This window comes from Paenibacillus sp. NAIST15-1 (assembly GCF_001894745.1).
Taxonomy (GTDB): Bacteria; Bacillota; Bacilli; order Paenibacillales; family Paenibacillaceae; genus Paenibacillus_B; species Paenibacillus_B suaedae.
In genome coordinates this window covers 253404-265216 of sequence record NZ_BBYF01000004.1, presented here as the reverse complement: position 1 = coordinate 265216, position 11813 = coordinate 253404, and the positions used below count along the sequence as shown (strand labels likewise).

The window sequence follows — 11813 nt, the reverse complement described above, 5'->3', positions numbered from 1 at the left end:
TTAAAATGTAACCCGAGGAGTCAACAAGATGAAACGTGGAGATCTGATTCTCATCGGAGTCATTATTGTCGCGGCGCTCGCATTTCTTGTGCCGAAGTGGTTCTTTCAAAACGAAAGTGAAAATTTGCACAATTCCAAGGTGGTCGCTCATATTTCCGTAGATGGGAAACCTTATAAACAAGTGGAATTAACCGAGGAAGAACAAACTATTCGCGTCGAAACCGATCATGGCTTCAACCTATTGAAGGTGCATGATAAGGGGATCGAAATGATTGATGCCGATTGCTCCGACAAGGTGTGCCTGTCGTTCGGCTTCGTATCGAGACCGAATGATACAATCGTATGCTTGCCTCATCGCGTGCTTGTCGAGCTGTTCAGCGAGGGCGATGCTGGCCAGGAGAGTGACATCGATGCCGTCGTACAATAATACGAATCGTATTGCCGTGTCCAAACAGTCCGAAGCGTTGAAGAAGGCGGTCATTATCGCCATATTCAGCGCTGTTGCTGTTGTTCTCGGCTTCGTAGAGGCCATGCTCCCGGTGCAGACGATTCTGCCTATCCCGGGGGCGAAGCTCGGATTAGCCAATGTTATGATCTTGGCATGCTTATACTTCTTGAACGGAAGGGACGCATTGACGCTCGTCATCTTGAAGACACTGCTCATGACGCTCATGCTGGGAACCTTCTCTGCCTTCCTATTTAGTTTCTTAGGATCTTTGTTCAGCTTCATGGTGATGTACGCCATCTTGAAAATTGGCCGCGATAGCGTCAGCCTGATAGGTATTAGCGTCGTAGGCGGCGCCGCGCACAACGCCGGTCAGCTGACTGCGGCGTATATTGTGTTTGGTACGGCAAATATTTTCTACTACTTGCCGGTCTTGCTTATTACGGGTGTTGTAACAGGCATCTTTATCGGCATCGCGGTGAAATATATTGTCGCAGCACTGGCGAAGCTGCCGCTGTTCGACTCGCTTGCTCCGCAAATTGGGGTGGCGCATGGCAAGGAGACAAGTGCAGATAGTGCCGCTAATGTTACTGCTGCTGGTGCGGGCACTGCCAATGATGTTGGTACTGCTCATGCCAGTTCTGCATATGAAAATGCAGTGTTTATGGAGAACATCCATTTCCAATATCCGCACCGCTCTCCGCTATTCCATGGGATATCGCTTCAAGTTCCTCAGGGGCAATGGGTCTCTGTAATTGGGCCTAACGGTTCGGGCAAGTCGACACTGTTGAAGCTTATCAATGGATTGTTCACTCCACATGCTGGGCATATTTATGTCAACGGGGAGCACCTCAATGAAGAGAACGTTGCAGATATTCGCCGCCAAGTCGGCTTTCTGTTCCAGAACCCAGACAATCAGTTCTTCGCCACAACGGTGCGCGATGATATTGCGTTCGGCATGGAAAACCGCCAACTGCCGCTTGCTGACATGGAACGCCGACTTGAGCAGGTAGCAGATGAGTACCGTGTGCGGGAATGGCTCGATCGGCATCCCGCAGAACTGTCGGGGGGACAGAAGCAGCGCGTGGCGATCGCAGGTATGATGGTATTGAATCCGGACATTTTGATATTCGATGAAGCGACCTCGATGCTGGATGAGCGCTCGAAGCGGGAGCTGACCGCTCAGCTCCAGAGCTTGCATGCGTCTGGGCGCTACACGATTCTATCGGTTACGCATGATGCGGAGGAAATACTCGCTTCGGATCGGGTTATTGTGGTTAAGGACGGAACGATAGCGGCGGATCTAACGCCATCTAAGCTGTTCGCAGACGAAGCACTCATGAAGGAGTGCCGCTTGCAGGCGCCATTTACCCTCCAATTGGCGAAGGCGCTGCAAGCAAGAGGCATGGACGTGCCGGATACGAATGACGAGAGAGAGCTGGTGAATGCACTATGGCGATCATAACTGCGGAACGGGTCACGTATCGCTATCAAGGGCAAGGGGTGCATGTTGTCCCCGCACTAGATGAATTGAATGTCGCGTTTGAGCAAGGACAATTCATTGCGCTTCTCGGTTCAACCGGCTCGGGCAAGTCAACCTTGCTTCAGCATTTGAACGGGATCTTGCAGCCGACTTCCGGAAGCTTGAAGGTAATGGAGTTCACCTTCCAAGGAGGCATGCCAGAGCGCGGCTTGAAGGAGCTTAGGCGCCGTGTTGGGCTTGTCTTTCAATTTCCGGAGCAGCAGCTGTTCGAGGAAACGGTGGAGCGGGATGTATTGTTCGGCCCCTTGCAGTTTGGACAGAGCGAGGAGGAGGCGAAGGCATCCGCTCGCAAGGCAATGATGCAGGTAGGTCTGCCTGAATCGCTGCTGCAGGTCAGTCCATTTGAGCTGAGCGGCGGACAGATTCGCAAGGTAGCGATTGCGACCGTACTCGCCTCGAATCCTGAGATTGTCGTACTTGATGAGCCGACGGCTACCCTTGATCCGGTGAGCAGAGCAGAGCTCATTGCGCTGCTGCATAAGCTCTGTAAGGAAGAGGGCAAGACGATCATTATGGTAACGCATCGTCTGGATGAGCTGTTTGCCTATGCAGATTCGTTCGCCTTAATGAAGGATGGGCAAGTAACCTTTCAAGGCACGCGCTCGCAGCTCGTGGCGCAGCCGGAACGACTAGAGGAGGCAGGAATTCTTCTGCCTGCAACGATGCGTCTAGCAGCACTTGTTATGGAGCGATCAGGTGTGCCAATGGATCAGCTTCCTTGCTCGGTAGAGGGATGGACGGAATGGCTCGCTGCCACGATTGCAGGCGTAGGGCTCGAAGGAAGATCACATTTTGCAGGCAAGCAGTTGGAACAGCAGGCCGATTCATTGGAGGAGAAGGAGGAGTAGCCTTATGCAGGCGAAAATGATGCTCGGCCGCTACGTGGCAGCCGATTCATGGATTCATCGTCTTGATCCGCGCGCCAAGCTGACTGCGATGGTCATCTATCTAATCGCGGTCATTCTTGCAGAGCAGTTCGCTGAGCTTGCGGCGCTTACGGTGTTCGCGCTGCTCATGATGATAAGCTCGCGTATCTCGCTATACCGCTACTTCCGCGCCTCCCGGCCGCTGTGGCTCATTATGGCCTTCATGTTTATTTTCTATCTTCTATTTGATTCAAGCGGCAGTGCACTTGTCCAAGTAGGCGGTTTGAAGATTACGACAGGCGGCGTTACTTATGGGGCATATGCCGTATGGAGAATGGCGCTGCTCGTGACGCTGACTGCGATATTAACGTTTACAACAGCACCCGTTGAACTGAATCTGGGTCTTGAGCGCGTACTCAAGCCAATTCGATTCGTAGGAGGCTCTCCGCAGCGCTGGTCGATGATGATAGGGATATCGCTGCGCTTCATTCCAACCATATTCGAGGAAGCGGAGAAGGTAATGAAGGCGCAGGCTTCACGTGGAGCGGATTATGCGGATTTGTCCTTCACGCAGAAGGGCAAGCTGGTCATGACGCTAATGGTGCCAGTAATCGTGAGTGCCTTCCGTCGTGCGGAGGAACTGGTACAGGCGATGGAGGCACGTGGCTATGTATTGAATGCACCGCGTACGTCGCTGCGCCAACTGCAATGGAAGCAGGCTGATACCTGGTTCATGGCGTTATTTATTGGGATGTTAGTACTTATTCTACTATGGTAGATCGGTGCGCAATCCGTTGCTTTCCTCTAAGAAAAAGAGGAGCGGCAGCGGATTGCGCGTATTTATTGTATATATTGTGAAAATTGTCACAATAACAGTTTAAATATGTTATATTTAGAATATAAATATTTGGTTATTCGAAAGAACGCAAGGCGATACCTTAGAAGTGACTACTACTTGAAACGAATGGACTTGGGGGAGAGCGACTGTGGCTAGATATTTTAATGGGAAAGAAATTGAATTGTTGGCACCTGCCGGAACGTTTGACATCTTCAAAGCTGTTATTGATATGAACTGCGATGCTGTATACTTCGGGGGACCGTCTCTGAACATGCGGATGATGCGCAAGGGCTACAATCTTAGCTATGAAGAAGTACGTGAAGCCGTGAACATGGCGCATGACCGCGGCAAGCGCGCCTATATTACTGTGAACAACTTGCTCAATGAAGGTGATCTGGACGAAGCGAAGCGTTACCTGTCGTTCTTGAACGAGGTAGGTCCAGACGCGATTATTGCGCAAGATTTGGCCGTATTCCCACTCATCCAAGACATGAATTTATCAAATGTACCGGTTCACTCTTCAGTTATGATGAACGTGCACAACTTAGAGATGATCGAGGCATTGAAGGAAATGGGCGTTACACGTGTTGTGGCATCCCGCGAGATGGATCTGCATACCGCAGAGCTGCTGCAAGCGAAGACAGGCATGGAGTTTGAATATTTTGTCCATGGGGATATGTGTACGGTGCATGGTGCAAACTGCTTCTACAGCTCGATGTTGTATGGCAATAGTGCGAATCGTGGACGCTGTATGAAGCCATGCCGCTGGGATTACCGGGTGAAGAAGGACGGCAATGTATATCCAACCGAATATCCGCTTGCGGCGAAGGATATGTACATGTATGAGCATATTCCAGAGCTGATCAAGTCGGGCATTACTTCATTCAAGCTAGAGGGACGGATGCGGGATTTGGAGTTCCTGAAGATGATCGTCAACAGCTACGGCGATGCAATTGATCGCTACATTGCGGATCCGCTCGGCTATGATCGGAAGGAGAACAGCGACACGCTGTATCAGAACCGCAAGCGGGACTTCTCGACGGCCTATGCGTTCGGCAAGCCAGGGCTTGATTATATCAACACGCGTTATGAGGGAACCGGGAAATTTTATAGCACAGGTAAAGTGTTCAGTACGCCTACAGCAGAACGTGAAGTGAAACCAGAACGGTTAGAGCAGGTGCAAGACACTTTAGCAGGCATTCGTCAGCCAGAGAAGATGGGACAACCTCAATTATCCGTTCACGTTAACAATGTGGAACAGGCGAAGACGGTGCTCGAAGCGGGTGCAGACATTGTCTATTTGACAGGAGACGTATTCCAGCCAGATATGCCATTCACATGCCATGATATTGAGATGCTGGTTGAGATGAAGGGCTCTTCGCAAATCATTCTTGGTATGCCGCGCATGATGAATGAACTGCACATGGAGCAATACAATCACTTCCTGCGGGGCGGGCAATATGGGCTTGATGGTTTGCTCGTCAGCAATATTGGGGCTATGCATAAGTTCCGTGATATGGGTCTGCCGATGATTGGCGAATTCAATCTAAACGTATATAATCATATGTCGGCGAAGCTGTACCATGAACACTTCGGTTTGGAGCGCGTACATGCGTCTCTAGAGCTTCCGCTGAACGACCTAGCGAATCTGCTGCAAGAGACAGAGCAGGTGCCGGTCGAGATGATCGTTCACGGCTCGCCAATCGCCATGTATCTGGAATTGGATCTGTATGAAAATACAGTCGCGATAGAGCCGATCATGCAGGAGGACAACAAGTACGTCGACAATCAGCACCTAGTGCTGATGACAGACAAGGGCGAGAATCCGGTGTACCGCGATTGGAGCGGACGCAACCACTTGGCATTGGCCAAGGAACTGTGTTACTTGCCGTTCTTGAAGGAGCTGCATGAAGCGGGCGTGAACCACTTCCGTATCGAGGGCAAGTCGTACACAACTGAGCAGCTGCGCAGCATCGTAGGCACGTACCGTACAGCGCTGCAGGACTTGTCGCTCTGTGGTGAATTGTATGCCGGCATGAAGCCGGAATATGCAGGCTACACACTAGGGTCGCTGCAATTCGGCGAAGCGCTGTCGATTGATTTGCAGCCAGTTCATGCTTAGTTTGCATTCTTAATAGATCTATAGCGGTGGGCTTAGGTTTCTTATTTTGCTATTACGGTGTCCTAAATAGTTTTTCTATATCGGTTCTGTACCTGTGGTAGAAAATGCGCTTCTTCTCTTTCCTAATCTCGGATGAACGAATGAGTTGGAAGTACGCATGACATCATGAATAGAGATAAAGTAATGATGGATAAATAAGAGAATAAAGGCAGTAATGGAGTAGAGAGAACAAGAAGCGGCAGGGCTTGACTTGAATGGCCAAGTTACAGCCTGTCGTTTCTTCAGTTCAAGATGAGAAAGGGTGGCTACGACGTGAGCAAGGAGCAAACAACGTATATCGGACCTGAGGGTGTTATAGAGAAGCGGAAGCAATATTTCTTCCCGTGCACGCATCATTTCTATCGCAATCCACCGCAAATTGTACGCGGCTCGATGCAGTATTTGTACGACGAGAAGGGCACACAATATACTGATTTCTTCGCAGGGGTATCAGTCGTGGCGAGCGGCCACTGCAATCCAGCCATTACGGGAGCAACGATCAAGCAGTTGGAGACGCTGCAGCATACGACAACGATTTACTTGACGCAGCCGATGGTCGATTTGGCGGAGCGGCTCGCGAACGGCATCCTGCCGGGTGATCTGAAGCGTACCTTCTTCTGCAACAGCGGCTCAGAAGCGAATGAAGGTGCGATGCTGCTTGCCAGACTGCATACGAAGCGCCGCAATTTCATTGCGCTGGAGTATGGCCTGCATGGGCGCACATTCCTGACGATGGGCGTAACGGGCATCCCGATGTGGCGTGCAGATGATTATTTGGACAGCGGAGTGACCTTCATCCCCCGTCCATATGATCCAGAGACAGACGATGAGACGGCGGCACGCCGCTCGATTGAGGCGCTGAAGCAGGTGCTGGAGGAGAAGGGAGATACATTTGCAGCGATGCTCGTGGAACCGATTCAAGGCAACGGAGGCATGATTGCGCCGCCAGATTGGTATTTCCGCGAGGTGAAGGCGCTTCTTGAGGAGCATGGCGTATTGATGATAGCCGACGAGATCCAAACTGGCTTCGGTCGTACAGGCCGCATATTTGCCATGGAGCATTACGGCGTTGTGCCGGATATTATTTCGATGGCAAAAGCACTAGGCAACGGTGTGCCAATCGGTGCATTTGCGACAACAGATGAGATCGCGGCAAGCTTCAACCGTGCGTCGGCATCGACATTTGGCGGCAACCCTGTATCTTCGGTTACGGCACTGGCTGTGCTCGATTATATTGAGCAGGAAGACTTGGTAGGCCGTGCAGAACGGCTCGGGAATCAGTTGAAGTCAGGCTTGCAGGCACTGCAGGTGAAGCATGCGATACTCGTCGATGTGCGCGGCAAGGGCATGATGCTTGGTGCGGAGCTGCACGGTATAGACGAACAAGATAGCGCAGCACTGACGGATCGCGTATTGGAAGCGATGAAGGATCGCGGCTATATTATTGGGAAGAACGGCATTGGCCGCAACGTGCTAGCCTTCCAGCCGCCGCTCGTGATGAGCGAGCAGGATATTGAGGGGATGCTGAAGGAACTGGACGCAGTATTGGCGGAGGTGGTTCAATAGGCTTCTTCGCCTCGATTCGGAAACGTCCATTTGACTCTGTTGAATAGAGAGCTCCTAGCAGGGCAACATGATCGCATCTAGCAGGTTGGAATTGTGCCTGTTAAGGACAATAGATATAGATATTTGAACACTCATGGGGTGTATGTAAGCTATGGTTATTATTCAAAAGGTTATTCGCAAAACGCGCATGTTCGGAGAACTGGTTATGTTCTCCCATACGCTGTTCTCACTGCCGTTCGCCATCATCTCGATGGTATGGGCAGCAGGAGGGGTTCCCTCCTTCCATGTCATGCTCTGGTCGCTCATCGCGCTCGTAGCAGCCCGTAATGGAGCGAATGCGTTCAATCGCTTGGCCGATTTGCCTTTCGATGCAGCGAATCCGCGCACGGCGCATAGGCATATGCCGCAGAAGCTGCTGCATGGGCGTGAAGTGACGCTGTTCGTCATCATCAACTTTGCGATCTTTATCGCAGCGGCAGGGATGCTGAACTCTCTCTGCCTATGGCTGTCGCCTGTGGCGATTGTACTTATCTGCTCGTACTCGTTTACGAAGCGGTTCACCTGGCTGTGCCACCTGTACTTGGGCTTTACGATTGCATCAGCTCCTATTGGTGCTTGGTTCGCCGTGACTGGGAAGTTCGCCGTGACGCCGTTTATATTGGGCACAATCGTCATGCTGTGGATTGCGGGATTCGATATCATCTATGCGACGCAGGATATTGAGTTCGACCGCAAGACCGGATTATGGTCGGTGCCGAGCATATTTGGCTATGAAGATTCGCTCTTCATCGCGCGTTCATTGCATACGATCATGGTTGTGCTGCTGCTCGTACTGTTCGTCATTCGGGGTCTAGGCACCGTTTACTTAATCGGCATCGGTATCGCGGTCATATTGTTGATGCTGGAGCACAACATCATCAAGCCATCCAGCCGCAAACGGATGAATGTCGCGTCGTACAACTTGAATCAAGTCATCAGTATGACCATTCTGTTCTGTACGATGGCTGACTTTTTCTTAAAATAGGAATTATAGGATATAAAAACAGGAGATTGTCTCAATGACCTTACTCCTGTTTTTTATTTAGGTCACGGTTTAAATTGTATAGAACAGAAAAAACTCCTCTAGAATTTAGTATGAAATGCTGAACGCTAGGGGAGTTTTTTTATAGGCTCCATTTATGAAGCGTCAAACATCCTTAGTGATGCTACATAAATTAGACGAATACAGATTTGAAATATTTCTTTATTGAGTTTGATCATATTCGGCACACGTTTGTTATAATAGTTGCAATAAATAGTAAATATTTGGAACGTGCGGACATCGAGATAATATGAGTAGTTACGGACACGTTTCTTGTAAAAGGGGCGTTAGAAAATGAAGATGAAAGAAGTCGCACTCTCCGTTATTATCTATGCTTTTCTAGGATATTTATGGGTGCTTTTTTCGGAGCGAATGGTCAGCATTGCAAATGCAATGGGCAATATGCTCATTGGTGGTTTGCTCCTATCTGTTGGGACGTTGTTATTCTTCGCTATTGTTAATCGAATTGCACCTTTCCACAATTATAAGCTCACCCACCCTACGAGATTAGTCGGGGCTGCATCTTTTCTAATCGTCGTATTAAGTATTGTATAGATATTCTGCCACCCCACCAGATCTAATCCAAATCTTATACAAGCAATAAGAACCCGCCCCTTTATCTTATGAGGCGGGTTTGTTGACTTTTATGTTGGAATCAACGGATACTTATTTCAAAGGATCCCGATGCTTACTTTACACCTTTCATGTAGCCCTGAATCTTAGGAGATAGCAAATAAAGCACCAGACTCAGTACGAGGGCCACCCCACCAATAACTCCGAAGTATAGCATCTCAGTCTCGGGCGTATAGAACTTCACAATCTGTGCGTTAATGGCTTGAGCAGCGGCGTTGGACAGGAACCATAAGCTCATGGTCTGAGCCGAGAAGGCCGCAGGTGCAAGCTTCGTGGTAGCCGAGAGGCCAACTGGCGACAAGCACAACTCTCCGAGTACAACGACGAAGTAGCTGAGGACGAGCCACAATGGGTTAACGAGCGAACCAGCACCGCCAAAGTAAGCCGGCAGCAAAATGATCAAGAAGGACAGACCAGCAAACAGCAATCCCAGAGAGAACTTCTGCGGTACAGTCGGTTGGCGATTGCCGAGCTTAACCCACAGCCACGCAAATACAGGTGCGAATAGGATGATGAATAGTGGATTCAACGATTGAAACCAAGCCGGTGAAAGATGAATACCCGCGAAGTCCAATTGGGTACGCTTGTCCGCGTAGTTAGCCAGAATCGTAGATCCTTGCTCCTGAATGGCCCAGAACATAATCGCAGCAATAAACAAAGGAATGTACGCAATGATTCGGGAACGCTCAACGGGCGTTGTTTTTGGACTGCGGTACATCACGACAAAATACAAGGTTGGAATCAGTATTCCCAACACGCCAACAAGCTTGATAAAGGTGTCAAACGTAAGTGCGCCTAATAGTATCGCAATCGTAATTAAAGCAGCGAGAACAACAATGCTTACACCAAGAATGGTAAATACCTTTTTCTTCTCGGCAGGTGACAGCGGGTTAACGACGACTGTACCGGCAATACCCAAATTTTTAGGACGAGTTACTACGAAAACAATTAGACCTAGCAGCATCCCGACAGCGGCAAGACCGAAGCCAAGGTGGAAATTATTCATCCCAACTGTTCCTACAACCAGAGGAGCGAGGAAGCTTCCTAGGTTAATCCCCATATAAAAAATACTGAAGCCCGCATCTCGGCGATTATCCTCTTCCTTATAAATATCCCCCACTAAACTGGATACATTGGGTTTCAACAGTCCTGTACCTAATACAATCAAGATCATAGATACAAAGAAAAGCGCGGTATTTCCCGGTATGGCTAGCACGATATGCCCGCACATAATCAAGACTCCACCATAAAAAACCGCTTTCGACGTACCGAATATTCGGTCAGCCAACCAACCTCCAATGATTCCTGACATATATACGAGTGATCCATAAATGGACATGATGGCAAGCGCGATGTCTTCCGGCAACCCAAGTCCGCCCTGCGTCACCTCATAATACATAAAGAATACAAGGATAGCCCTCATCCCATAGTAAGAAAATCGCTCCCAGAACTCAGTGAAAAAGAGGGTGAAAAGGCCCTTAGGATGTCCAAAAAACCCTTGTTGTGGGACACTTTCTATTATCTTCTTCTTATCATAATTGGGCATAACAACTCTCCTTTGATGTCGATATCCTGCTGCAGCGAATTGTATAATAATGAGTGTAAATTAATTATAATACTTGTTGTGGTTTTACAGCAACCATCCACAGATAGCAATATAAGTAAAAATAAATATGCTTCTTCCAATATTACTATTCCACATGACTGAGGTATTCATCACTCTTTTTTCGGTGCTGTTAATTGGGTGTTTTTGGAGGGTAGCTGGGATACGCTTCAGAGCAGAGAGAAGCAAGTGTATGTAAGTGGGGGTGGGATGAATATCCTGGAGTATGGGGGAAACGGATACTCAGAGAAATCGTGGAACAGGTGAGCAGGACGGTTAAGCACTTCATATTCTCAAATGCTGTGGCCATTTGCTCCGAATTGAAGAGCCATATAAAACAAGAAACCCGCCTCCTTAACAATAGGGGCAGGTTTCCTGTTATTTCGTACTTGAATCACCGGACACTTCTTCTTGCTCCATTGCATATTCAAAATCATCGATATCGTAAATGGGAATCGGGATTTCGTTCGTAATCAGGCGGTCTACATATTCGAACTGATCAGTAAGTAAGGGAGCCTGCTCACGTATAGCGGTAAGGATAAGTTCCGTTTCGACGGGGTCAAATGTCTCGCCATAGCGGGCGTTATCCATCGCATTGACGACAATGCAGGATACGTTGCCCTGCAAAATAAGCGGTGGACTGTGGCGCCAAGGGGCTGTCAGTGCACGTTCGATCTTCTTCTTGTTCAGCTCGCTCTCGAAGTAGGAGATGAGCTCCTCAATTTGCTGCTTGGCATATACGTCTTCCTCGGGATCAGGCATGACCTGGTCACCTTCCAGACGCATTTCGTACAGCTCGAGTATCGTCGTGTATGGAATTATATATTCGACTGGACGCGTCGGCACAGACAGTTGACCATAGACCGCCAGCATGACTGCTTCTATTACGAATTGGCGAGGCTTCATCGTCGTACCTCAACCTCCTTCATCTATGGTGTAAGTGACAGACAAGCAGCCTGTACATATTTATAATACCACCTTGCCCTAACGCACAAAAGAGTAAACGGTACAATTTGTAAACAATTGATACTAAAAAAATAGCCAAACCCTTATTTGAACAAGGATTCGGCCATTTAA

Annotated in this window: 10 protein-coding genes; 8 read left to right on the top strand and 2 right to left on the bottom strand. The window is 49.1% G+C overall.

What is annotated here, in order from left to right; translation table 11 throughout:
- The first annotated feature begins 28 nt into the window (after positions 1–28).
- The 8 genes from PBN151_RS12085 to PBN151_RS12050 all read left to right on the top strand — a co-directional run bounded on the left by PBN151_RS12085 (position 29) and on the right by PBN151_RS12050 (position 9055).
- Positions 29–427 (top strand): NusG domain II-containing protein, encoded by a 399-nt coding sequence (locus PBN151_RS12085; protein ID WP_021257263.1) that lies wholly within the window; start codon positions 29–31, stop codon positions 425–427.
- Positions 411–1910, top strand: coding sequence for an energy-coupling factor transporter ATPase (locus PBN151_RS12080; protein ID WP_072729122.1), 1500 nt, complete (start codon positions 411–413; stop codon positions 1908–1910). Before PBN151_RS12085 ends, PBN151_RS12080 begins: the two co-directional genes overlap by 17 nt.
- A complete protein-coding gene (locus tag PBN151_RS12075; protein ID WP_072729121.1) occupies positions 1898–2836 on the top strand; it encodes an ATP-binding cassette domain-containing protein in 939 nt (312 codons plus the stop codon). The genes PBN151_RS12080 and PBN151_RS12075 overlap by 13 nt, the downstream gene beginning before the upstream one ends.
- A gap of 4 nt (positions 2837–2840) precedes the next feature.
- A complete protein-coding gene (locus tag PBN151_RS12070) occupies positions 2841–3632 on the top strand; it encodes an energy-coupling factor transporter transmembrane component T family protein (RefSeq protein WP_021257260.1) in 792 nt (263 codons plus the stop codon).
- A gap of 208 nt (positions 3633–3840) precedes the next feature.
- Entirely contained in the window at positions 3841–5814 is a 1974-nt protein-coding gene (locus tag PBN151_RS12065) for a peptidase U32 family protein (RefSeq protein WP_072729120.1), read from the top strand.
- Between the two features lie 312 nt (positions 5815–6126).
- The gene (locus tag PBN151_RS12060; RefSeq protein WP_370510416.1) at positions 6127–7419 is read left to right on the top strand and encodes an aspartate aminotransferase family protein; all 1293 of its coding nucleotides are present in this window, start codon (positions 6127–6129) and stop codon (positions 7417–7419) included.
- Positions 7420–7570: 151 nt separating this feature from the next.
- Positions 7571–8443 (top strand): UbiA-like polyprenyltransferase, encoded by an 873-nt coding sequence (locus tag PBN151_RS12055; protein ID WP_072729118.1) that lies wholly within the window; start codon positions 7571–7573, stop codon positions 8441–8443.
- 351 nt (positions 8444–8794) lie between these two features.
- Complete coding sequence (locus PBN151_RS12050; RefSeq protein WP_072729117.1) at positions 8795–9055, top strand: hypothetical protein; 261 nt, start codon at positions 8795–8797, stop codon at positions 9053–9055.
- Positions 9056–9188: 133 nt separating this feature from the next.
- Here PBN151_RS12050 and PBN151_RS12045 read toward each other — a convergent pair whose 3' ends face one another.
- Positions 9189–10679: a peptide MFS transporter gene (locus tag PBN151_RS12045; RefSeq protein WP_065291503.1), complete on the bottom strand. Its 1491-nt coding sequence runs from the start codon at positions 10677–10679 to the stop codon at positions 9189–9191.
- 435 nt (positions 10680–11114) lie between these two features.
- Positions 11115–11642 (bottom strand): ADP-heptose synthase, encoded by a 528-nt coding sequence (locus PBN151_RS12040; protein WP_072729116.1) that lies wholly within the window; start codon positions 11640–11642, stop codon positions 11115–11117.
- Positions 11643–11813: the final 171 nt, after the last annotated feature.

Coding starts and splice junctions, on each gene's coding strand:
- PBN151_RS12085 (WP_021257263.1), top strand. CDS start 29: ATGAAACGTGGAGATCTGATTCTCATCGGAGTCATTATTGTCGCGGCG.
- PBN151_RS12080 (WP_072729122.1), top strand. CDS start 411: ATGCCGTCGTACAATAATACGAATCGTATTGCCGTGTCCAAACAGTCC.
- PBN151_RS12075 (WP_072729121.1), top strand. CDS start 1,898: ATGGCGATCATAACTGCGGAACGGGTCACGTATCGCTATCAAGGGCAA.
- PBN151_RS12070 (WP_021257260.1), top strand. CDS start 2,841: ATGCAGGCGAAAATGATGCTCGGCCGCTACGTGGCAGCCGATTCATGG.
- PBN151_RS12055 (WP_072729118.1), top strand. CDS start 7,571: ATGGTTATTATTCAAAAGGTTATTCGCAAAACGCGCATGTTCGGAGAA.
- PBN151_RS12050 (WP_072729117.1), top strand. CDS start 8,795: ATGAAGATGAAAGAAGTCGCACTCTCCGTTATTATCTATGCTTTTCTA.
- PBN151_RS12045 (WP_065291503.1), bottom strand. CDS start 10,679: ATGCCCAATTATGATAAGAAGAAGATAATAGAAAGTGTCCCACAACAA.
- PBN151_RS12040 (WP_072729116.1), bottom strand. CDS start 11,642: ATGAAGCCTCGCCAATTCGTAATAGAAGCAGTCATGCTGGCGGTCTAT.